This is a genomic window from Thiothrix unzii (assembly GCF_017901175.1).
In the GTDB taxonomy this organism is placed as follows: domain Bacteria; phylum Pseudomonadota; class Gammaproteobacteria; order Thiotrichales; family Thiotrichaceae; genus Thiothrix; species Thiothrix unzii.
This window is the reverse complement of the sequence record NZ_CP072793.1, coordinates 1734768-1757752: the sequence shown is the minus strand read 5'-3', so window position 1 is coordinate 1757752 and position 22985 is coordinate 1734768. Positions and strand designations below refer to the sequence as shown.

The 22985-nt window shown below is 54.0% G+C and carries 22 protein-coding genes and 1 riboswitch; of the genes, 7 read left to right on the top strand and 15 right to left on the bottom strand.

All coding sequences use genetic code 11. From position 1 onward, the window contains the following. Positions 1-89: 89 nt before the first annotated feature. The gene (locus J9260_RS08875; RefSeq protein WP_210220637.1) at positions 90-2267 is read right to left on the bottom strand and encodes a hypothetical protein; all 2178 of its coding nucleotides are present in this window, start codon (positions 2265-2267) and stop codon (positions 90-92) included. Between the two features lie 208 nt (positions 2268-2475). On the opposite strand from J9260_RS08875, the gene J9260_RS18675 reads away from it, so the two are divergent. The 3 genes from J9260_RS18675 to J9260_RS08860 are packed head-to-tail and all read left to right on the top strand — an operon-like array spanning position 2476 to position 5836. After that, the gene (locus J9260_RS18675; protein WP_246499730.1) at positions 2476-3621 is read left to right on the top strand and encodes a paraquat-inducible protein A; all 1146 of its coding nucleotides are present in this window, start codon (positions 2476-2478) and stop codon (positions 3619-3621) included. Then, positions 3618-5261 carry a PqiB family protein gene (locus J9260_RS08865; RefSeq protein ID WP_210220636.1) on the top strand — a complete coding sequence of 548 codons (1644 nt, stop codon included), beginning with the start codon at positions 3618-3620 and terminating at the stop codon, positions 5259-5261. Before J9260_RS18675 ends, J9260_RS08865 begins: the two co-directional genes overlap by 4 nt. Positions 5262-5263: 2 nt before the next feature. Further along, positions 5264-5836 carry a PqiC family protein gene (locus tag J9260_RS08860; protein ID WP_210220635.1) on the top strand — a complete coding sequence of 191 codons (573 nt, stop codon included), beginning with the start codon at positions 5264-5266 and terminating at the stop codon, positions 5834-5836. Here the strand turns inward: J9260_RS08860 and J9260_RS08855 are convergent. Next, complete coding sequence (locus J9260_RS08855) at positions 5811-6410, bottom strand: YceI family protein (RefSeq protein WP_210220634.1); 600 nt, start codon at positions 6408-6410, stop codon at positions 5811-5813. The two genes, J9260_RS08860 and J9260_RS08855, sit on opposite strands and share 26 nt — an antisense overlap. Positions 6411-6631: 221 nt before the next feature. On the opposite strand from J9260_RS08855, the gene J9260_RS08850 reads away from it, so the two are divergent. Continuing rightward, entirely contained in the window at positions 6632-6847 is a 216-nt protein-coding gene (locus J9260_RS08850) for a hypothetical protein (RefSeq protein WP_210220633.1), read from the top strand. A gap of 21 nt (positions 6848-6868) precedes the next feature. Here the strand turns inward: J9260_RS08850 and J9260_RS08845 are convergent, their stop codons facing one another. Genes J9260_RS08845 through J9260_RS08785 form a run of 13 tightly spaced genes read right to left on the bottom strand, consistent with a single transcriptional unit; the run spans position 6869 to position 17944 of the window. Continuing rightward, positions 6869-7363: a ferritin family protein gene (locus J9260_RS08845; RefSeq protein ID WP_210220632.1), complete on the bottom strand. Its 495-nt coding sequence runs from the start codon at positions 7361-7363 to the stop codon at positions 6869-6871. After that, positions 7360-9162 (bottom strand): FAD-dependent oxidoreductase, encoded by a 1803-nt coding sequence (locus tag J9260_RS08840; protein WP_210220631.1) that lies wholly within the window; start codon positions 9160-9162, stop codon positions 7360-7362. The genes J9260_RS08845 and J9260_RS08840 overlap by 4 nt, the downstream gene beginning before the upstream one ends. Further along, entirely contained in the window at positions 9159-10331 is a 1173-nt protein-coding gene (locus J9260_RS08835) for an NADH-quinone oxidoreductase subunit D-related protein (RefSeq protein ID WP_210220630.1), read from the bottom strand. The genes J9260_RS08840 and J9260_RS08835 overlap by 4 nt, the downstream gene beginning before the upstream one ends. Further along, positions 10324-10860 carry an NADH-quinone oxidoreductase subunit C gene (locus J9260_RS08830; RefSeq protein WP_210220629.1) on the bottom strand — a complete coding sequence of 179 codons (537 nt, stop codon included), beginning with the start codon at positions 10858-10860 and terminating at the stop codon, positions 10324-10326. Before J9260_RS08830 ends, J9260_RS08835 begins: the two co-directional genes overlap by 8 nt. A gap of 5 nt (positions 10861-10865) precedes the next feature. Next, on the bottom strand, positions 10866-11507 hold the full coding sequence (locus tag J9260_RS08825; protein ID WP_093070252.1) for a NuoB/complex I 20 kDa subunit family protein: 642 nt from the start codon (positions 11505-11507) through the stop codon (positions 10866-10868). Between the two features lie 4 nt (positions 11508-11511). Next, positions 11512-12402, bottom strand: coding sequence for a respiratory chain complex I subunit 1 family protein (locus J9260_RS08820; protein WP_246499728.1), 891 nt, complete (start codon positions 12400-12402; stop codon positions 11512-11514). 14 nt (positions 12403-12416) lie between these two features. Beyond that, on the bottom strand, positions 12417-15548 hold the full coding sequence (locus J9260_RS08815) for a proton-conducting transporter transmembrane domain-containing protein (protein WP_210220628.1): 3132 nt from the start codon (positions 15546-15548) through the stop codon (positions 12417-12419). Further along, positions 15542-15898 (bottom strand): sodium:proton antiporter, encoded by a 357-nt coding sequence (locus J9260_RS08810; RefSeq protein ID WP_093070247.1) that lies wholly within the window; start codon positions 15896-15898, stop codon positions 15542-15544. Before J9260_RS08810 ends, J9260_RS08815 begins: the two co-directional genes overlap by 7 nt. Next, on the bottom strand, positions 15898-16596 hold the full coding sequence (mbhE, locus tag J9260_RS08805; protein WP_207251031.1) for a hydrogen gas-evolving membrane-bound hydrogenase subunit E: 699 nt from the start codon (positions 16594-16596) through the stop codon (positions 15898-15900). Before mbhE ends, J9260_RS08810 begins: the two co-directional genes overlap by 1 nt. Then, on the bottom strand, positions 16593-16844 hold the full coding sequence (locus J9260_RS08800) for a hydrogenase subunit MbhD domain-containing protein (protein ID WP_210220627.1): 252 nt from the start codon (positions 16842-16844) through the stop codon (positions 16593-16595). Before J9260_RS08800 ends, mbhE begins: the two co-directional genes overlap by 4 nt. Beyond that, the gene (gene mnhG / locus J9260_RS08795) at positions 16841-17179 is read right to left on the bottom strand and encodes a monovalent cation/H(+) antiporter subunit G (RefSeq protein ID WP_210220626.1); all 339 of its coding nucleotides are present in this window, start codon (positions 17177-17179) and stop codon (positions 16841-16843) included. Before mnhG ends, J9260_RS08800 begins: the two co-directional genes overlap by 4 nt. Further along, positions 17179-17439 carry a monovalent cation/H+ antiporter complex subunit F gene (locus J9260_RS08790; protein ID WP_210220625.1) on the bottom strand — a complete coding sequence of 87 codons (261 nt, stop codon included), beginning with the start codon at positions 17437-17439 and terminating at the stop codon, positions 17179-17181. Before J9260_RS08790 ends, mnhG begins: the two co-directional genes overlap by 1 nt. After that, positions 17432-17944 carry a Na+/H+ antiporter subunit E gene (locus J9260_RS08785; protein WP_210220624.1) on the bottom strand — a complete coding sequence of 171 codons (513 nt, stop codon included), beginning with the start codon at positions 17942-17944 and terminating at the stop codon, positions 17432-17434. Before J9260_RS08785 ends, J9260_RS08790 begins: the two co-directional genes overlap by 8 nt. A 252-nt stretch (positions 17945-18196) precedes the next feature. Further along, positions 18197-18297: riboswitch (glycine riboswitch) on the top strand. A 167-nt stretch (positions 18298-18464) separates the two neighbouring features. Between J9260_RS08785 and gcvT the strand changes: the two genes are divergently transcribed. From gcvT to gcvP, 3 genes are all read left to right on the top strand, one after another. Next, on the top strand, positions 18465-19547 hold the full coding sequence (gene gcvT / locus J9260_RS08780; protein ID WP_210220623.1) for a glycine cleavage system aminomethyltransferase GcvT: 1083 nt from the start codon (positions 18465-18467) through the stop codon (positions 19545-19547). A 17-nt stretch (positions 19548-19564) separates the two neighbouring features. Further along, positions 19565-19951 (top strand): glycine cleavage system protein GcvH, encoded by a 387-nt coding sequence (gene gcvH / locus J9260_RS08775; protein WP_202717274.1) that lies wholly within the window; start codon positions 19565-19567, stop codon positions 19949-19951. A 101-nt stretch (positions 19952-20052) separates the two neighbouring features. Beyond that, a complete protein-coding gene (gene gcvP, locus J9260_RS08770; RefSeq protein WP_210220622.1) occupies positions 20053-22917 on the top strand; it encodes an aminomethyl-transferring glycine dehydrogenase in 2865 nt (954 codons plus the stop codon). Positions 22918-22985: the final 68 nt, after the last annotated feature.

The following is a 22985-nucleotide window of genomic DNA, read 5'->3' as shown; positions in this document are numbered from 1 at the left end:
TTATGTGACCGTAATAAAAAACCCCGCATTGCGGGGTTTTTTTTGAAGAGGGCGTATGCGATACGCCCCTACTGGAGCTTGCCGGTTGTTTACCAGTAAGTACCCTTACCACCTTGGCTCTGCATTGCCGCTTGCGCCACTGTGCTAACCACACCCGCTTTACGCATCAAATCCGCCAATTCGCGTTGCTGGCTGGCATCCTGACACGCAGCCGTGGCTTTGGCATACAGGCTTTCGGCTTTGCTGCTATTGCCCCATTTTTGCGCCAGTTCTGCCATGTAAGCAAAGTGGAAATGGTTTTCGGCTTTGGCTTCGCCTTTGTCCAAAATGGTTTGTGCTTGCGCGTCGTCATCCAAATGCTCTTTCACCGCTTTGGCAAGCTTGTTGTACTCGAAAGTACTGGCGTTGCTGGCATCCAGTTTTTCCAGTTGTGCGGCGTAGAATTGCTGCGTCCAGGTTTTACCAAACTCGGTGTCGCTGAGTTGCTTGCTGACGGTTTCGCCGAGGTTGCGCACTTGGGCAAAGGTATTGCTGTTGTTCGCGGCTAAGTCGAGCAAACGCGCTAACCATGCTTTGTCTTTGACCAGGTTGCCGACGGAAACGATCAGTGGCTGGTAAGCGGCAAAGCTGAATGTACCTGCATCCTGCATCTTTTCTTCCGCCGTGGTCAGCAATTGGCTGGCGTAGGAGGTGTCTTCCAGTTCTTCGACCACCGCGCTTGCCAGTGCAATGAACTGGTTGGGGCGCGTCAGGGTTTTTTCCTGATTTTGGAATTCGGTGTAACGCGCTTGGCTAGCTTCACGTTTTGCCAATTTCCCGCTAATACGGTCGTTGCGCTCGGCATCATCCGCCAGCAATTGCTTGGAGGCATTGGCCAGTTTGCGCATTTCATCGAGGGAACTGACGTTAGCTTCGGCTTTGTCGAGAGCCTGGATAACCACGGTATTGTCGCCCGGTGTCAGTTTTTGTGCGCGTTGCGCTACGTCTAACACTTGTGCGTTGGTTTCGGTCAGTTCCAAGGCTTTTTGCAGGGAAGTGGCTGCGAGTGCGGCATCGGCTGGATTTTTCGCCAGTGCTTCGAGGATGCTGGTTGCGTCAGTGTAAACTTTGCAAGCGTCCACCGCTTTGGCGTACAGCGCGTTGGTTTTAGCAGGGTCTTGCAGGTTGGCGTTGACTTCGCCTGCGAGTGATACCAAGGCGGCAGCGTTAGTGGCTTTGCTTTCGGCGGCGGCGTAAATGCTGGCAACGCGGTCTTTATCACCGAGGTTGTCGTTGACAGCTTTTGCCAACATTGCCAAATCGGTAGGGGTGCTGAGTTTGCTGGCGAGTTTGTCGTAAGCTTTGCCTGCGATGGTTTTGTCATCCATGTTGGCGGCAACGGCACTGGCGAGTTTCAGCAGGTCTTCTTTGCCGCTGAATTCGTTCAGGGCAACACCGTACATATCTTTAGCGGTGGCTTGATCGTTCAGCAAGCTGGCGTAACCGGTTGCCAGATCGAGGTTTTCTTCACCGCTCATGGCGAAGTTTTTACCTTGTTCCAGCAAATCTTCGGCTTTGGCTTTGTCGCCGAGCAGGTTCATGAAACCGCCTGCGAGCACCACGAATTGCGCGGGGAACATGCAGTTGCTTTCCGCATCGCCCAGTGTTGCTGCGACTTCTTTATCATCGCTGAACAGGTCTTTCAAACCCTTAGCGAAGCTCACCACATCGGCAGTTTCGCTGCTGGAAGGTGCGGCCTTTTTGAAGACCATCAGCGCGGTAGTGGGGTTGCCGCTGTTTTTAATGTCGCTCGCCAGTTTCTGGTAGTCGGCAATGCTTTTGCAGTTGGCAGTGACTTTGCTGAACAGTTTGTTCGCCAGCGCGTTGTCTTGCAGCGCGTCTTGCACGTAACCGGCGTAAGACAGCAGCTCGGTGGTGTTGGTGGTTTCGCTGATGGCTTCTTCCAACAGGGCGCGGCCTTTGTCGCGGTCGCCGAGGAATTTGGCAATGCTGTAGCCAGTTTCAGCTTTTTCTTTGGCATCAAAGCACGCATTGGCGGCTTCGTCGTACAGGGCAGCGGCTTTGTCGTTATCACCAGCCGCCACATAGCCTTCCGCAACAGCGACATAATGCGCGGGGAAGGAGCAGTTGGATTCGCCCTTTGCAAGCAGTTCTTTGGCGTAGTCCAAATCGGCGGGTGCGGCTGCTGCTTGCTTAGCAAGGGCGGCGTAGGATTCTGCATCGTTGCAGGCGGATGCTTGTGCGCTGAGTTCTTCGCGGGTTGCCATGTAGTTGAAACTCCTTCCTATGTAATTGCGGTAATCGGGTAACGATCAGTACGGCGGTATTTTAACGGATTTCAGGGGGCTTTTACCCTGATAATCGGGGTATTTTTGCTAAATTTCTTGATGCAACCGGGCATTTTTCGGGGATGCCGGTTTGTAACTGGTTGGTATTCGTCAATCTGGCTATACTGACCCCCCATTATTTTGGAATATGACAACGTTTATCATGGCGAGTTTTCCTAGCAACATGACGTGTCAGGCGTGTGGTCAAGTACACCATTACCGTCCGGTAGCGGCGGGGCAAGTCGCGACGTGCCGCCGTTGCAATGCGGTGTTGTACCGCAATCGCCCGCGCATGATGGAAACGGTGTTGGCACTGACCATTGCGGGTTTGGTGTTGTTTAGCATTAGCAATGTCTGGCCGTTGTTGGGGTTGAGCACTCAGGGCATGGAGCAAGAGTTGCATTTGTTCGGTGCAAGTATTGCGTTTTGGGATCAGGATTATCCGATTGTGGCGGTTTTACTGGTGCTGAATCTGGTGATTTTTCCGTTGTTTGAGTTGCTGTCGTTGCTGGTGATTAGCTTGACGATTCGCTACCGCTGGCGACCGCAAATGGCAGCATTTTTATTTCACTGGCAACGGGAATTACGTCCGTGGGGAATGCTCGAAGTATTCATGTTGAGCATTTTGGTTTCCCTAGTCAAATTGGGGACGGTGGCAACGTTGATTGTGGGGCCTGCGTTTTGGTCGTTTGCCGGGTTGATTGTGGTGATGGCGGCGGCAACAGCTACGCTGGAACCTTCGAGCGTTTGGCGTGAATTAGGGATGGAGCCACCAGCCCGTGTTGTGCGTGCTAACAGTATTGAAGTGACTTGGGCGTTGCTGATTGCCGCCATGATTTTGTACATCCCTGCGAATGTTTTGCCGATTATGAGTGCTTACAAACTGGGGTTGGGGCAGCCTGATACCATTGTCAGCGGGGTGTTTTATTTATGGGCGACGGGGCAATGGCCGTTGGCATTAATTGTGTTCGCCGCGAGCGTTGTTGTGCCTTTGATGAAGTTGATTACCTTGAGTTTTTTATTAATCACGATTCAGTGGAAATCCAGTTGGCGGCAACAGGAACGAATGCGTTTGTATCATATCATTGAGTATTTAGGACGCTGGTCAATGGTGGATATATTTGTGATTGCGATTTTGATAGGGTTGGTGCAGTTCGGTAATTTAGCGCGGGTGGAAGCGAATGCGGGTAGTTTTTCCTTCGCAGCGGTGGTGGTATTGACGATGTTAGCGGCACGCACTTTGGATGAACATTTGATTTGGAATATTTCGCGCCAGCGGGAGCAGGGTAAATGAGTACGTCGACGGATCAGTTAATACCATTGGCAGAGGTGAATGTGCGTGAGCAACGCTGGCCTTCGCCGGTATGGTTGATTCCTTTGACCGCTTTATTGGTGGGTTTCTGGTTATTGTTCCAGATTTGGTACGCGAAAGGCCCGGAAATCGTGGTGCAGTTCACCAGTGCGGAAGGCATTATTTCCGGCAAAACCGAAGTGCGTTTCAAAGCGGTCACGGTGGGTAAAGTGAAGGAACTTAAACTCAGTGATGACCTGAAATACATTGAAGCGGCTATCGAGTTAAATAAGGAAATCGGGCAACATTTGGGTAGTGATGCGCGGTTTTGGGTGGTCAAACCGAATATTAACCGTTCGGGTGTTTCCGGGTTAACCACACTGTTTTCCGGCACGTATATTGGCATGGATCCGGGCAGTAATACCGATGATTTGAGTTTTTACCAAGGGGAAGAGCGTCCGCCAGTGATCGCGCCTTCGGAAAGCGGGCGGCGGTTTTTCCTGCTGTCGGATTCGTTAGGCTCGATGGATATTGGTGCGCCGGTTTTTTACAAGCAATTGCAAGTCGGTGAAGTCATAGATTACAAGCTATTACCGGAACAAGATCAAGTAAGACTTGAAGTGTTTATCCGTGACCCTTACTACGATTTTGTGCGCACCACTACGCGCTTTTGGAATGCCAGCGGTGCGGAATTTAAAATGAGTGCGGCGGGTGCGGAGTTTCGGATGGAATCCCTGACTTCGTTATTAGTCGGGGGCGTGGCCTTTGAAACCCCGAAAGCCATTGGTGCGGGTGAAATCAGCGCGGCGGATGCGGAATTCGTATTGTATAAGAATTTCGCCGCGATTCAGGAAAAGCAATTTACCCAGAAATTGTATTACGTCATGTATTTTAATGGTTCGGTGCGCGGTTTAGCGGTGGGTGCGCCGGTAGAGTTTCAAGGCATTCCGTTGGGCAAAGTCGAAAACATTGACCTGAAAATGGATATGAAATCACAGGAAATCCGTATTCCGGTCTTGGTGTCCATTCAACCGCAACGTTTCGATGAGAACATTAGCAAAGACGCAGCACACGCGATGATGAGCAAGCTGGTAAGCAAAGGCTTACGCGCTCGCATGGAAACCGCCAGTTTGTTGACCGGGCAAAAACTGGTAACACTCAGCATGGAAAAAGACCCGCCACCGGCCGAAATCATTGCCACGCAATTTTATAGCGAGTTTCCGACCATTGGTTCCGCATTGGACGATTTACCGTTGTTAGCCACGGAAATCATGGGCAGCTTGCAAGAAACCTTGGATGGCGTGAAAAAACTGGTGAACAGCGGCAAGTTGGATAAAGCGGTTGATAACCTCAACGGGGTATTGAGCGAGGCCGAACAAGCGGTGCGTGCGGCGAAAAAAGTGCTGGAAACCGTGGATAAGCAAACCCTGCCAACTGTTACCCAAGAAATGAGCAAAACCTTGCAAAAGTTACAGGGTTCGCTGTCGCATATTGACCGTTTGACCGCGCAAAATTCCCCGACACAATACCAATTACAGGAAATGTTGGAAGAGGTCACGGCGGCTTCGCGCAGTGTGCGCACCTTAGCGGAAACCTTGCAACGTCAGCCCAGCGCATTGATTCGCGGTAAACAAGGAGAGTGATAATGAAACAATGGCTGAGTTTGTGGATGGTGGTGATATTGAGTGCCTGCTCCAGTACGCCGACCCAATATCACACCCTGTCAACGCCGAGCGGCAATGCGCAAGCGGTTGTGATGACTAAGCCCATCAAGAGCGTGGGGGTGGGGCCGATTACCCTGCCAACCTTGCTGGATCGAGAGGGCATGGTGATTCGCAAAGATGCGACGACTTTGGAGGTATCCGACACGCACTTATGGGGCGGGCAGTTGGAAGACGAATTCCTGCGCACCTTAGCTCAACAGTTGCAAAGCCGTTTGCCTGCCACACGGGTGCAAAGCGTGCCTTGGGAACTTAGCCAAACGCCGCAATATCAGGTGGTGGTTAAATTGGATCAGTTTGATGGTACGCCGGGGGGTAAGGCTTGGTTGCGTGGGATGTGGCAGCTTCAGGCGGGTGATGGAAAAATCTTGAGCGGCGAGCCAGTGACGCTGACCCGCCAAACCCCTGAAGCGGGGGTGACAGGGTTAGTCAAGGCGCAAAGCGGTTTGCTGGCGGATTTGGCTGATCAGATTACGCAGGGTTTGGCGGCACGTTAGCCTCAGCTTGTTTCACAAAACTCAGGAAAAAGGTGACAGGCACAGCATTGCTAATGCTGGTGAGTCCCGCAATTTCACGCAAGGCAGTCAGGCCAGCGGCTAGGTCAAAATCCGCCGCATTCAACACAATCGGCGCAACGGTAGTCACTTGCACAATGTTGCCGACTTCGGTGATGGCAACAGTGGCAGGTATTTCCTTTTTCACGCCATGCAAATCCAAAGTGACGTTAACGGTTTGGATGCCCGGTTTTACGCCAGTTTTGCTCAAGTCCACACTAACGCTTGCCATAGCAAACTTTTTGGTATCGAACAATTGTTCGCGCATTCGTTGATCGCGTATGTCGATATTGGTGCTTACGCTTGCCAAATCAATGTTCAAAGAACCTTGCCCAGCTTTGGTAATTCCACCAGACAGGGTTTTGAAAGTGTGGGTTTCGGCAATGTGATCTTTCTTGATAGAGACGAAATACAGTGCAGATTGCTGATTATTGAGTGCCCAATCAGCCATTGCTGTACCAGAGAGCAAGGCGAAGCTGAGAACGGTGTTGCAGATAAATGGTAAGGTATGTTGCATGATTTGTTTTTCCCCATAATGGTTAATATTGGTTCTACGGTAGCTTAACTGAACGATACTGTTGGTCGGATATACTGCGGTAATAACATGGAAATTTTCTTTGGGGTGAACTTCGCTTGACCTAAGTCAAATACCAAGAAGGGTTATATGATACCCTACCAAGAGAGATAGAATGACCGAAAATATTAACGAAATGATTACACCACATAAGGAGATACAATATGGCGATCAGCAAAGCCGTGCAGCGCGGTACATTGATTTACATTTATGACCAAAATGGCGAAGCAGTGACCTCCATTTCAGCCCCCGGTCGTTTACCCACTGATGGTCTGAAGGCTTATAACGAGCACAGCATTAGCGTGCAAAAAGGCGCATTGTTATACAGCTATGACAAGCAAGGGCGGCAGACCGGCATTACACCGATGGTGCAACACTGAGTTGCCACGCCGCTTGATGTCTCAAACCCCACCACTATGCACCGTCGCGTAGTACAACTTCTCCAGCTCATTTTTATGCTTGGTTTCTTCATTCGCAAGGTACAGGAACAGGTCGTGAATCGGCCCCGCTTCCGTGCCTTGCGCCAAGGCGTGGTATTGCTCCATCGCCGCGTGTTCGCGCCGCAAGGCATATTGTAACACTGCCTGATCGTCCGGCTGTTCGCCAAGGTCGGGCAGGTGGATGCAGTCGGAAAACTTGTGGTCACTGGCAGGCCGTTCCACTTCGGCTTTGAGTTGCTGTTCCAGATCGTCACGCGCTGCCATTTGGGTAAACAGGTCGTAATGGCCTTGTTCCTCCGCCGCGAGTTCTTCCACCAGATAGCGGATACTTTTGTGTACCTTGGGGATCAGGTCGGTGTAAAAATCTCGGGCAGTGCGTTCAAACTCGGTCGCCACTGCTAGGATTTCCTTGAGGGTGGTTTTGCTTTGCAGCCGTTGGATGCTGGCTTCGCTCATGCGGTTGCCTCCTGTGGGGTAAGGGCGCGGTGGATGCTGGTGGCGACACGGTGTCCGTCGGCAACGGCGTTGATGACATCGGGGCCTTTGACGCAATCACCTGCTGACCATAACCAGCTTTCTGAAGTGCGTCCGTTCGGGTCAATCTGGATGCGTCCACGGTTCCATTCCAGCCGTTCGGTGAGTGCGTCACCCAGCAGGCTGACATCAGCCATTTGACCGATGGCTTCGACGATCATTTCACCTTCGTGGAGTTGCTCGTCTGCCGGGTCGTATTTTGGGGCGAAGCGGCGTTCTGCATCGAATATCGACAAGACTTTCCAGGTTTTTAGCCCAAGCAGTTTGCCGTTGTCGTCGATCACGCAGGCTTGTGGGCCACGGCTGTCGAGGATGTTGATTTGCTCTTCCAGCGATTCCTTGATTTCCACCGGATCGGCGAGGAAATGCGCTTTGTCTTCCAATGCGGTCAGGGTCACACGGATTTCGCCGTATTGCTGCAATTGCAGGCGTGCCATGCTGCGGGCAATGTCCATCGCCACGTTGCCGCCGCCAATCACGACTAGGGATTTAGGTACGTCAATGGTTTCGCCAGCGGTAATCTGGCGCAACAGGTCAACCGCTTTGCGTACTTGCGGATGATCGGAACCGGGAATGCGGGTGGAACGCCCTTGATGCAAGCCGATTGCCAGCACTACTGCGTCATAATCGCTTTGCAGTTGCTGCATGGCAATGTCCGTGCCGACCCGCTGGTTGTACTTGATATCCACACCCATCGCGGTGATCACGGCAATATCCTTGTCCAGCGCGTCGTAAGGCAAACGGTATTCGGGGATGCCGTAGCGCGTCATGCCGCCGCCAGCCGCTTGCGCTTCATAAACCGTGACCGCGTGACCCAAACGAGCAAGATCAAACGCCGCCGTCAGACCCGCAGGCCCCGCCCCAATAATGGCAACTTGCTTGCCTGTCGGTGCTGCCGGTTTGCCAATCAATTCAATGACTTTTTCTTGCGGTACTTGATCAATGATGTGGCGTTTGAGCCAGCGGATGGCAATCGGGTCGCCTTCGTGCCGTGCGGCGCAGGAATCTTCGCAACGGTGAGTACACACCCGCCCGCACACTTGCGAAAACGGGTTGGTTGCGTACAGCAATTGCACACCGCGTTCGTAATCGCCGTCCCGCACCGCTTTGATGTAATCGGGAATCGCCATGTGCGCCGGGCAGGTGGCAATGCACAGCCCGCAAGACACGCAACGGTCGGCTTCCAGTCTGGCCTGTTCGATGCTGTAACCGTGAACGATTTCAACAAACGAATCGAGCCGCGCTTCCGGGTGCAATTCCGGCATTTCTTCGCGTGCCACGGGCATCAGATGCTTTTCATCATGACGCTGGTAGCCGAGTTCGGCATTGTCCCAATATTTTTTGTCCACGCCGGGGGTAAAGCGAAACAAGTCGGGGTCGCTTTCTACCCATTTGTATTCATTGGACATGGTGAGTGAGCCGGTCATGCACACGTCTACACACAGCGCACACCAGCAGCAACGCCCGTAGTCGATGCGCGGGCGCAAGCCGGAATCACCTTGCACCGCCGGAATGCCTTCCACCGGCAGCATGTCAATAGCACCGTTTTGGCAAATCGTTTCGCAGGTTCCGCAGCCGATGCACTTGTCCATGTCATTCTTGTGGAAGCCGCGATAACGCGCCGCACCGGGGCGTTCATTGAGCGGGTCTTTGATCGTTACCGGGTCGCGGAACAGGTTTTTCCAAGCGGTAAACGGGGACAGTACGTCACTGATACTCATCGTTCGATCTCCGGCGGGTAGGTGTGCAGCGACACCAGCAAAGCGGCAACATCAGAAATATTGGCGTTGATGACCATGCGTTCAAACAGCGCAATCGAATGCGTGTAAGACGGCCCGCGCACATTCACCCGGCGCGGGTATCCGCTGCCATCGGTGACGAGGTAATAACCGTATTCGCCGCGTGAACATTCGCCACGGACATAGGTTTCACCGCGCGGAATTTTCCAGTGCAACACATTGGGCAACTTGGTCATCACCGCACCCGTTTTGGGCATTTTCGCCAAGATTTGCCGGATCAGATCCAGCGACAGTAACAAGTCACGGCGGCGTACATCCGCACGGGTGTAAATGTCGGAATCCTTGCCCGTCACCGCCTCAAATTCCAGTTCGGGGTAAACCAGATAAGGTTGGTCTTTGCGCACGTCTTTGGCGACTCCGGCAGCGCGGGCATTCGGGCCGGTAATGCCGTAACTGTCCAACCATGCGGTGTCAATCACGCCCACGCCGACCGCACGTTTCTTGAACACGGCATTGTGGAACATGACCCGATCCACATCCGCCAGCACGCTTTCGATTTCGCGCAAGGTTTCTTCCATGCGCCCCGCAAACCCGTCTGGCAGGTTATCGCGCACTCCGCCGGGGATAATAAACATGTGGTAAATACGTGCGCCAGTCAGTTCCTCGAAGCGGTCGAGCATCAGGTCACGCACATACGTTGTCCATTGCCCGATCACGCCTTGCCCGAAGGCACCGGCTTGCCCGCCGAGGTACATCAGGTAGCTGTTGACGCGCCCCATTTCCAGAATCAGGGTACGAATCCAGTGCGCCAGTTCGGGGATTTCCAACCCGGCGAGTTCTTCGACGGCAGCGGCGTAGCAGTATTCGTTGAAATCGGGTTCGGGGACGCAAATGCGGCACACAATCGGGAAGCACTGCATGAAAGTGCGGCGTTCCATCAGCTTTTCAAAGCCGCGATGCAAATAGCCAACGTGGGTGGTGGCGTCCACCACTTCGTCGCCGCACACGGTCAGTTCAATCGCCATATTGCCGGTAATGCCGGGGTGTTGCGGGCCTTGCCACAGTTTCAGGTATTTGCCGGAAGTGAGGTCAATGTCCAGTGTGCCGTCGGCTTTTTTCTGCGGGTACTGGCTGCGGTCTAACTCAAACATCGCCTTTGTCCCCGTACAGTTGTTGTTTCATGTGCGCCGCCGGGTCACGGGTTTCGCGCCCTGGGCGTTCGCGGTAGGTGGCGCGTGCGTATTCGAGGGTGTCGAAATCACGGCGGTAGGGTGGGGCGGCGTTCCAGCCTTCCAGAATGAAATCGTCCATCAGGCGTGGGCTACCGGGGAAGTCGATACCGAACATTTCGCGCAATTCACGTTGGTAGGTCGCTGCGGCTGCCCACAGGTCGTGGATGCTTTCCATGCTGGCATTGTCGCGGGCAATCAGTACCCGCAAACCCAAATCCTGACACTTGCTGCGATTGTTCAGCAGGTAAGTGAGCTGAAATTGCCCGTCTTCCAGCCAATCCACTGCCGTTAACAGCACCAGATGGGTGAAACCTTCCTGATCACGCAAATGCCGTAACAGGGCGTGCAGGCGTACCGCTTCCACCGTGATAAAGGCGAGGTCGGCGCGTTGCCGGGTGAATTCGCCCAGTGAGAAACGTTGTGTGAGGGTGTCGTAAAGTTGCTGCATAATGCTCACCAGTTATAGTCCGGCATGTCCCAGTCGTGGATGACGCTTTTCTGGTTGGCTTTGTACCAGTCAAAGTTGGCGGCGTATTGGTTCGCGCCTTCGGCTTTGCCAGCGCGGATGATTTTTTTCAGTTCCTCAAACCCTGCCAGCAAGGCTTCCGGGCGCGGCATACAGCCCGCGATATACACATCCACTGGCAAATAATCATCCAGCCGCTTGATGGTATTGTAGGAATCCCAGTACATGCCGCCGTTAATGGTGCAAGACCCTAACCCCACCACGTATTTCGGCCCTTGCATCTGCTCGTAGGAGCGGATCACGCGCTTGAGGGTTTTCACCGACAAATAGCCAGAAATAACAAACAGGTTGGACTGGCGCGGGGTAGGCCGCCACTGAATGCCATAACGGTAAGCGTCGAAACGCGGTGTCATTAGCGGGCGCATTTCGATGGCTCCGCAACCCGTGCCAAAGCCCAGAATCCACAGCGATTCGGAACGCGCCCAGTTGAACAGCTTTTCAATAATCGCGGTGTAAGCAGGCGGTTGTACCGTGGGGCCTGCTTCGCAGTAATAATCGCGCAGCGGGTCAATTTCGATTTCCTGACCATCCGGCGTTTTAACGATGCGTTTGAGTAATTCTTCTTTCATGTCATTACACCAGTACCACGGCGAGGATGCCCAACGGCACTGCCCAGATTAAAAACCAGCGGATCGACTGTTCCACCCGGAAACGCGGGAATACCACCCCGACAAACGCCGACACCATGTAAATCAGGAATACCTTGAGGAAAAATTCCGGCCAGCTTCCTGCCCCGCCAAAGAACAGGTTCATGTACACCACGATCTTGGCGACCGGGAACAATGCCCGGTTGGTCTGCATCATCGCCAGAAACGAGGAATGGTATTCGGTCGGCGGGCCAATGGGGATTTCCTGCGGCGCAAGTACCACGTCAAACGGCGGGCGCATCATCGAACCGAGGAACGACATCATCGCCGCTGCCACCGCTAACGGATTGGTAAACAATGTCCAGTGCAACACCCCACCTTGTTGTGCCGCTACAATTTCGGTCACGGAAAGTGTCTGGTATTGCAAGGCCACCGCAAACACCGCCAGCGCAAACGGCAATTCCGCCGCCGTCATCTGCGACAAGCCACGTGTAATGCCAATAGCGGAATAAGGATGCCCGCTTTCCGCCGCGCCCAATGCCATGCCCAGCGTGCCAAAGAACACAAAATACAGCGCGAGGATCAAATCGCCTGCAAACGAAAAGTTGGCGAACATCTCCGAACCGTAAATGCTCGGCACAAACAGCAACAAGCCCACCCCGCCGGACAGCCGGAACACCGGCCCCAGATAGAACATCACCCCGTGGGTAATGGAGGTACGCAGCGCATAGTTCTTCAGCATATCAATGTAATTCTGCCAAATGGGGATACCATGCCGCCGCCCCACCCGTGCGCCGATTTTTTGCACCAAAGCCGTCATTAGCAAACCGTAGTTGATGACAATAAACAATGTCAGCAACGCCCAGGGGATTCTCATCCATTCAAATTCCATCACAAGCCCCCCATCCACAACAGGTAGACGATAATCACAAAGGCGAGCAGGTGAATGGCGTAAGTCTGCCCATTCCCGGTATACATCCGCCGTAAAATATCTGCCGCCGAATGCAGCAATTCCGTGAGGGTTTCCCAAAAAATCGTGACCAGCGGCTGGGTCAAAAAGCCCAATGCCTTGCGGTACGGTGCGAAGAAGTTCCAAGCAAAATGGGTGGTTTCCGGGCGGAACGGGCGTTCACCGGCAAACACGATATTGAACTGCTTCACCGGCTGCGCCCTGCGGTTGACGAACAGCAACCAAGCAAACAGCGTGGCAAAAATCACCCCGATCACCAGCATGATCGACACCGGACTCCAGTAACCGAATTCGCTGGTAATGGTCAACCCTGCCCAATCCAGCCCATTCTGCCCACCAAAGAATGGGGCAAGGTAAGCATCCACATGCCGCAACGCCATGCCCGGAATCAGCGCGAACACCAATAAGGCAACCACAAAAATCATCTGCGGCAACACAATCCAGAACGGTGCTTCTTTCACGGTGCGCAATTCATCTTTCAACTGCCCTAGGAAAATGGTGTGAATCAAGCGGAACAGGTACAGGAACGCAATCGGCCCTGCGAGGAAAATAATCACCATCGGCAAACGGTATTCTGCCGTCATAATCGCATTGTAGAAAATCCAGCGTCCGCCAAACCCGGAAAGCGGCGGCACACCCGACACCGCAATAATCCCGATCATAGTGGCAATGAACGACAGCGGCATCAGCGTAATCAGCCCGCCCATGCGGTACATATCGCGCGTGCCGGTACGTTTGGCAACCCCGCCCACTGACAGGAACAGCATCGACTTGTAAATGTAATGGTTAATGACAAACATCAACGCCATCAGCCAGCCCAGATGGTTCATCATTGCCAGCCCAAACAGCGCGTAACCCATTTGCCCAATGGAAGAATAAGCCAGCAAGCGTTTCGCATCTTCCTGGAAAATCGCCAGCAAGTTACCAATCAGTGCCGAAATTGCGCCAATCCACAGCATCACGTGGGTGAGTTCCACCCCGTACAATTGCTGCTTGCCCATCGTCATTAGCAACACGAACAGCCCGAACAGCCCTGCCTTAAGCAAAATACCGGACACCAGCGGCGATACATCGGTTTCTGCCTCGGCATGTGCGCCGGGCAACCAAATATGCACGCCCACCGCAGCCGTTTTGGTCATGAAACCCATCGCCAACAACGCAAATACCCACGGTGCAAACGGTTCTGCTACCTGTGCCAAGGCCGCGATCTTAAAGTCCGGCACACCTTGCGCCGCCAGTGCAAACCCCGCCAGCATCAGGAATGCCCCGCCCAGCGAGAACACAATGTACGACAGCGCGTGCGGTTCAGAATGCTTGCCGCGCAGAATCAGGAAGTACGAACCCACCGTCAGCAATTCCCACGCCGCAAAAAATGCAAACGAGGTTTTGGCTTCAATCAACATCGCCAGACCCGCAAACATCAGCATTGCCGCCGGGTAGAACCCCACCCGCCGTTGCTGCGTCTGGAAACTTGCCAGCAAAATAATCGCGCCACCCGGCAACATTACCGCTGCAAAAATCAATTGCAGCGCATCGTAACTGGGGTAATGCAGGTAAAACCAGCCGACCAGCCCAGCAATTGCCAACCCGTTTTTGAGCTTGGCAGGCAGCCAGTCCAGTGGCAAAAACAGCAGCGCAAACAGCAAGGGGATGGCGTGCAACAGATTACCGTGCCCGGAAAGTTCGCCCCACAGATAAGCCAATAACCACGCGACCACCGCTGCACTCAAGGCAACATCTTCTTTGATGGCTTGCAGCAATAATCCCGCTTGCGGCTGTTCGCGCTTAAGCACGTAGCCAAACCAGCGGAACAAATACGCTGCTTCCAGCAATGCCCCGAACAGGATCAGCCCCAACAGCCACAATTGCCCGTTTGCTGCCAGCGCGTGCGCCAGTTCCCACTTGGCATAAAAGCCGGGGAAGGGCGGCAAACCCACCAACAACGCAATAAAGGTGACAAATGCAAACACCAGCACCGGATGCCCACGCAACGCAGCCCAATCACTCAAGCCGCGTGCTGCTACCAACCCAGAAAGCCAGAATAAGCCCGCTTTGGCAACCGCATGAGCCAGCAAAATACCGCCTGCCACAAAATAATACTGTTCCCCCAGTAAATCGCGCTGCCCAATCACGGTCAAGATCAGCCCCACCTGTGCTATCGAGGAATAGCCCAGCAACCGCCGGTCATTGTCTTGCACCAAGGCAAAAATATTGGCAACCACAAAGGTCACAATCCCGATGGCACTTGCCAGTGGCAACCACTGTGCCCCGCCAATCAGCAACAGTTTGTCCGCCGCATACACAGTTGCCGCCCCGGTTGCTGCTGAAAACAGTGCCGCAAATGCAGGGTGTGCCGATTCATAAATGTCCAGCCCCCAACCGTTGGCAGGAAAGGGTTTCAACTCTGCCAGCACCGCCATCAACATCAGGAAAAACGCCAACGCCCCGCCTTTGAATAGGTCAGCTTGCGCCGCTGCCATGCCGTCGATGTTGAGTGTGCCAGTGGCATGGTAGGCAAATACCATCCCCACCAGCATCAGGATGGACACCAGTTGCGACACAATCAGGTATTTCAAACCAGCCCCCAATGCCCGCCGATCTGCTGACAGCAGCACCAGCCCACCGGTAGAAATCACCACCAGTTCCATGAATACAAACAGGTTGAACAGGTCACGAGTGAAAATCACCCCGCAGGTGGCCATCACGAAAATCAGCAGCACCGCCATTGCCCGCCGCCCCTGCTTGAACAGGGTATCGCGCATGTACAGTGCGGCGTGCAAGCCCGTCAACGCCATTAGCAATGCCAGTGACGCTTCCGCCAGCCCGACCCGGAAATTGATCGCAAACGGTGGTTGTGTCCCAGCGGTGAAGATTTCAACCGGCACCGCCCCTTGCAGCGCAAACGCCCACAGCCAGCTTCCGGCAATCCAGCCCATGAGCGCGAGTGCGAGGAGGGTTACGCCATAGGCTGCCCGCTGCCATTTTTCCGGCAACAGACCGAGCAGGAACGCTGCCCCCAGCCCGACGGCAATGATGTAGAGTGGGCTTACCATTTCAAATCCCTGCATTTGGAAATATCGAGCGTGCCTTTTTCTTCGTACAACTTGTAGGCATACGTCAGCATCAAGGCTGTTACCCCCAGCCCAATCACGATGGCGGTCAGCACCAACGCTTGCGGCAAGGGGTCAATAATGCGGGTGACAGCATCCGCCATCGGTACGGCTTCATCCAGAATCGGTGCAGTACGCCCGCGCATATACCCCACCGCCACCAGCACCAGATTCACGCCGGTATTGGCGACGCTGAACGAGACAATGATCCGCAGGATATTGCGGTTGGTGAGTGCGCCATACAGCCCCATCAGGATGAGGATGAAGCCTGTTGCCATTGCGATCCAGTCCATTATGATTGCTCCGTTTCTGCCAGATGGGTCAGCATGGAAGTGAATTCAGCCCCGACCTTGAGGCCGATAAAGCTGTAAATGATGGGCATGACACCCGCCGAAAACAGTGTGCCGAACGCCCCGTTGGGCAGCACCCTGCTATCGAGGAAACCGCCTGCATACACCAGCCCCAGTACGCCCAGCCCGATGAAAAACAGCCCGGATACCGCTTCCATGACCGCGATCAGGCGGTGACTAAAGCGTTTCAACGGATCCGTCAGTAACAACAGCAACGCCGCCGATGCCACAATTGCCCCGCCCTGAAAACCACCGCCGGGAGTCAGATGCCCGTTGACAAACACATACACGCCCAGCAATAAAATCAGCGGCACTAACAGGCGGCTACCCGTGGTCAGCAATTCCCCTGCCGCCGGTAACTGACGTTGCAATGCGCGGTGTTTACGTCCACGCGCCAACACCATGCCAATAATGGTGGCGGTCAAAAACAGCACCGTGACTTCACCCAACGTATCCAGACCCCGGTAAGTGACCACAATCGCGGTGACGATATTGGCAGCACCCAAATCCTGCGCGGTGTGTTCCGCGTAGTAACGTGCTGTCAGGTTGAGTTCCTCGCTTGGCGTATAGCCCAGCAACAGGTCGGCAAAGATTGCCCCCAAGCCCAGCAACAGCAGGAAAACCGCAAAACGTCGGATCATGACTGACCTCCGCGCACGCGCCCTAGCACAAAGAAAAACAGGAAAGTGGTCAAGCCGCTGCCAATCGCCGCTTCGGTCATTGCCACATCAGGGGCAGCGAGAAACAGGAACAGCACCGACGCAAACAGGCTCACCAGCCCCGCCGCCAACATCGCGGTGGCAATCCGGGTGGCACGAATCGTTAGCCATGCCACGCCAATCATGGCAACCGCCAGCAATACGCCGATGCCCAGTAATACGGTATTCATGCTTTGCCCTCTTGGTCTTCTGCCAACTGGTCAATCTTGGTCAATGGGGTTTTCTGCGCCCCGCGTCGGTGGGCAGTGTTTGCCAACACCTGAGAGGAAACCGGGTTGGTGAAAATCAGGAATACCCCAATCAGCAACAGTTTCCAGCCCCATCCGGGTTGCAAACAAGCTGCTCCGGCAAGGGTTAACAAGGTTCCCAGCGTAGTGGCTTTCGTGCCTGCCTGAATGCGGTTGAAAACGTCCGGCATCCGCAGCAGCCCCAGGCTGCCAAACAGCAGAAATGCCGCGCCACTGACCAGCAGCAAACCACCGATAATGTCGATTAGCAGTCCCATCAGAACCTGCCCTCCAGATAGCGGGCAATGGCGATTACCCCCAGGAATGACAACAGCGCGTAGACCAACGCCGCATCCAGATAAATTCCCCGGTTTTCCACCAAGGCCACCAGCACGATGAAGGTAATCGCAATTACCGTCAGCACATCAAACGCAACCACCCGGTCTACCCGCGATGGCCCGCGCACAAACCGCGCCAGTGCCAGTAGGAATGCCAGCCCGGCAAGCGTTCCGGCAATGGCAATCAACACCTCAACCATACATCACCTCAAGGTAAGACTCGAACCCGCTGACAATTTCCGCCGTGGCTGCCTCAATATCCGTTGCACCCACGGTGACGCAGTGTATGTACAGCCATTCACCAGCCATCTCGACCGTCAGCGTTCCCGGTGTCAGCGTAATGGAATTCGCCAGCATCAACCGCCCCATGCGACTTTTGAGCCGGGTGCGCACTTTAACGATACCCGGCGTAATCGGGAGTGAGGGCGATAACACAATGGCAGCCATTTTCAGGTTGGACTTAAACAGCTCCTGCAAGAAGTAGCCGTAGTAGCGGAAGCCCGCCACAATCGCTTGCGGGGTAAAACGGAATTCGGTGAAGAACGACAGACCATCGCGGTAGAGCAGAGCGATGATCAATGATGCGACTGCGCCGACGATGAGGACATCAGTGTCCAGTTTGCCGCTTAGCATTAGCCAAAACAGCATTAAAGTGACGAACAGGACGGCTGTATCACGCAGCTTGCTAGGTTTGCCCTGACACATGGTTTTCTCCGTTATTAACTGTGGTCAGTGTTTAAGTATCTTTATTAGGGTTTGATTATGTTCTTACCGCGCTCAGGGATAAATGGGGGCGTTGGGGTTTATGCGAGTCTCCTGACATAAAGCAAGGTTTACCCTAAGTCTGCTTGGGGTGTTGCACTGCATCAGATACAATCGGCAACCCCCTTTTCACCTCGCAGGCGTAAATGGTGCTTTAGTTGCTGCACTGCATCCGCTACAATCGCCCGCATTCAGTAAACACTGGCAGGAGAGTGTTGCACACCGCAAGGTTGCTGCAACCGCCGAAGGCGCAATTCCGCCCGGAAACGCTCAGGCAAAAGGACTGGCAGTACTAGATCTGACTCTGGAGAGCAGTGCGGACGCACTCACCGAAGGGTAGTAACCACGTTGCCTGAGCGTAGTCGAAGGCACAGTGGGAATCTCTCAGGTAAACGGACAGAGGGGCGGCAAGCTTAGCGGCTTGCCGCCCTTTTTTTGTGCCTGTTAAACTGGAAGAATCCTAATGCAACGTACTGCACTTTACGCCAAGCACCTTGAATCCGGTGCGAAGATGGTCGATTTCGCGGGCTGGGAAATGCCCATTCACTACGGCTCACAACTGCAAGAACACCACCAAGTCCGCAATGACGCGGGCATGTTTGACGTGTCGCACATGGTCATCCTCGACCTCGTGGGGGCGCAATCCAAAGCCTTTTTGCACTACCTGCTCGCCAATAACGTTGATAAGCTGAAAGAATCCGGCAAAGCGTTGTATAGCTGCATGTTGACCCCCGAAGGCACGGTGATTGACGATTTGATCGTGTATTTCATCACCGACACCCAATGGCGCATCGTCGTTAACGCAGGCACTCGCGACAAAGACATTGCGTGGATGCAAAAACAAATCGCCAATTTCGACGCAACCCTGACCGAACGTGACGACCTTTCCATGATCGCGGCACAAGGCCCGAATGCACGCGCTAAAGTGCTGGGCATTATGCCTGCGGATGAAGTCGCCATCGTTGAACCACTGAAAACGTTCTACGGCGCATTCGTCAACGACTGGTTCATTGCCCGCACCGGCTACACTGGCGAAGACGGCTTTGAAATGATGTTCCCCAATGCACAAGCCCACAAAGTGTGGGATGCGCTGCTGGCTGCTGGCATCAAGCCGATCGGTTTGGGCGCACGCGATACCTTGCGTTTGGAAGCGGGCATGAACCTTTATGGCACGGACATGGACGAAACCACTTCACCATTAGTGTCGGGTTTGGGTTGGACAATCGGTTGGCAGCCGGAAGACCGTAACTTTATTGGGCGCAGCGCGTTGGAAGCACAGAAAGCTGCCGGTATTCCGCAAAAGTTCGTTGGGTTGGTGCTGGAAGGCAAGGGCGTATTGCGCAGCCACATGAAAGTTATTTGTGAAGGCGGTGAAGGCGAAACCACCAGTGGTACTTTTTCGCCTACACTCGGCGTAGCGATTGCGTTGGCACGCGTGCCAGCAAGCTGTGGCGACACCTGTGAGGTGGATATTCGCGGCAAATTGCACCCGGCAAAAGTGGTGAAGCCGGTTTTCGCACGCAATGGCAAATCTGTTTTAAATTAAGTTTTTAGGAGTTATTTATGAGCAATGTTCCATCCGATTTGAAATACACCAAATCCCACGAGTGGGTACGCGACAACGGCGACGGCACTGTTACCGTCGGGATTACTGACCATGCGCAAGAATTGCTGGGTGACTTGGTACACGTTGATTTACCAGAAGTTGGCACTGAATTCGGTGCAGAAGACGGTTGTGCGGTTGCCGAATCCGTCAAAGCGGCTTCTGATATTTACGCGCCTGTTCCGGGTGTGATTATCGAGAGCAATGAAGCGGTGCAAGACTCGCCGGAACTGATCAATTCTGACCCTTACGGCGACGGCTGGCTGTTCGTGATGCGTGTGGATGACGAAGACGCGCTGGGCGAATTGATGGATGCAGACGCATACAAAGCGGAATGTGACGAGTAATTAGCGTAGGGGCAGACCTATGTGTCTGCCCTCTTTAATCGGGTAAAGAAAGAGAGGGCAGACACGTAGGTCTGCCCCTACATCAATAGGCAGATATTTGAATGACAACCTTGTACGAACTTGAACAACACGACGATTTTATTGCCCGCCACATCGGCCCCAACGCGGCAGACACAGCGGCAATGCTGCAAACCGTGGGTGCGGAATCGCTGGATGCGCTGATCGACAGCACCGTGCCTGCAAGCATCCGTCTGCCAGTGCCGTTAGCAATCGACGGCAGCCGTTCCGAAGCCGAAACGCTGGCTTACCTCAAGCAACTGGCGGGGCAAAACACCGTTGCCAAGTCGTACATCGGCATGGGCTATTACGACACGTTCGTACCGCCCGTCATTTTGCGTAATGTCTTGGAAAACCCCGGTTGGTACACCGCGTATACGCCGTATCAGCCGGAAATTTCCCAAGGGCGGCTGGAAGGCTTGCTCAATTACCAGCAAATGGTGATGGATTTGACGGGCATGGACATTGCTAATGCCTCCTTGTTGGATGAAGCGACCGCAGCAGCGGAAGCGATGACGTTGTGCAAACGTTCCAACAAGCTCAAATCGGATAAATTCTTTGTGGGTGCGGATGTGCATCCGCAAACTATCGACGTGTTGAAAACACGGGCGGAATACTTTGGTTTTGAACTCATTATCGGCAACCCGTATAGCGAGTTGGCGGGGCAGGAAGTGTTTGGGGTGATGTTGCAATACCCTAGCACCACGGGTGAAGTCGTTGATATTGAAGCCCTGATCAAACAGGCGCACGCGCAAAAAGCCTTGGTGTGTGTGGCTTCCGACCTGATGGCATTGGTGATGTTGAAAGCACCAGGGGACATGGGCGCGGATGTGGTGGTCGGTAACTCGCAGCGTTTCGGCGTGCCAATGGGTTTCGGCGGGCCTCATGCGGCGTTTTTTGCGGTGAAGGATGCGTTTAAGCGCACCATGCCGGGTCGGGTGATCGGGGTTTCGATTGATAGTCATGGCAAGCAAGCGTTGCGCATGGCGATGCAAACCCGTGAGCAACATATCCGGCGTGAGAAGGCGACTTCTAATATTTGTACGGCGCAGGCGTTGCTGGCGAATATGGCAGGGTTTTATGCGGTGTATCACGGCGCGGCGGGTTTGCAGACGATTGCGGGGCGGATTCATCGGCTGACGAATATTCTGGCGAAGGGCTTGCAGCAGAAAGGTGTCCAACTGCTGAATGATACGTGGTTCGACACGCTGACAATTGCTGCTCCCTTCGACTTCGCTCAGGGAGCGAATCTTGTTAATTTCCGCCATTTTGCCAATGGCAACATCGGGATCAGTATTGATGAGCGTAAAACCCGTGCTGACATTGCCGAGTTGTTCGATGTGCTGCTCGGTGCTGGGCATGGTTTGGATGTGGATGCGCTGGATGCTGCGGTTGTCGCGGAAGGTTTCAGCGGTATCCCTTCCGGTTACAAACGCACCAGCGAGTTCCTGACGCATCCCGTGTTCAATTCGCACCATTCCGAATCGGAGATGTTGCGTTATTTGAAACGCTTGGAGAATAAGGATTTCTCGTTGGCGCATGGGATGATTCCGTTGGGTTCTTGCACCATGAAGTTGAATGCGACCACGGAAATGATGCCGGTTACTTGGTCAGAGTTTGCGGATATTCACCCGTTTGCGCCGCAGGAGCAGACCGTGGGTTATCGCGCCATGATCAAGGAGTTGGAAGATTGGTTGGTGGAAATCACGGGCTATGATGCGATTTCGATGCAGCCGAATTCGGGGGCGCAGGGCGAATACGCGGGGCTGGTGGCGATCCGTCGTTATCAGGCGAGTATGGGGCAGGCGCATCGGGATGTGTGTTTGATTCCGAGTTCGGCGCATGGCACGAATCCGGCATCGGCAGCGATGGTGAGCCTGAAAGTGGTGGTGGTCGAGTGCGACGCGAACGGTAACGTGGATGTGGCGGATTTGCGTGCCAAGGCGGAAAAACACGCGGCGAATTTATCGTGCTTGATGGTGACTTATCCGTCTACGCACGGGGTGTTTGAGCAGGACATCGTGGAAATTTGTGACATTGTGCATCAGTTCGGTGGGCAGGTGTACATGGATGGCGCGAATATGAACGCGCAAGTGGGCTTGTCGAAACCGGGCAAGATGGGGTCGGATGTGTCGCATTTGAACTTGCACAAGACGTTTGCGATTCCGCACGGCGGTGGTGGCCCTGGCATGGGGCCGATTGGGGTGAAGGCGCATTTGGCTCCGTTTTTGTCCAGCCATGCGGTGACTCCGCCGGATGGGGTTGCGCTGGGGAATAGCGCGGTGTCGGCTGCCCCGTATGGGAGTGGGGCGATTTTGCCGATTTCGTGGGCGTACATTAAGTTGATGGGCGCGGCGGGTTTGCAGCGGGCGACCGAGATGGCGATTTTGAACGCCAATTACATCATGCAGCGTTTGGCTGACTACTACCCTGTATTGTTTAGGGGGGCGAACGGGCGGGTGGCGCATGAGTGCATTATCGACATTCGTCCGTTGAAGGCGGCTTCGGGGATTGATGAGTCGGATATCGCTAAACGCTTGATGGATTACGGTTTCCACGCGCCTACCATGTCGTTTCCGGTGGCGGGTACGCTGATGATTGAGCCGACCGAATCCGAGCCGAAAGAGGAGCTTGACCGTTTTTGCGATGCGATGATCGCGATTCGGGAAGAGATTCGCAAGGTGCAGGATGGCGTGTGGCCTGCGGACAATAATCCGCTGGTGAATGCGCCGCATACGCTGGATGATTTGGTGAATGCTTGGGAACGCCCTTACAGCCAGACCGAGGCGGTGTTCCCGCAGGGTGTTAGCCCAACGGCGAAGTATTGGCCTACCGTGAACCGGATTGATAATGTGTACGGGGATCGGAATTTGGTGTGTTCTTGTCCTTCGGTTGATTCTTATCGTTAATAAATTAATGTGCTTTAGTTAGAAATTATTTGTATTTGTCTGGCTAAAGCACATTTTTATTGAATACG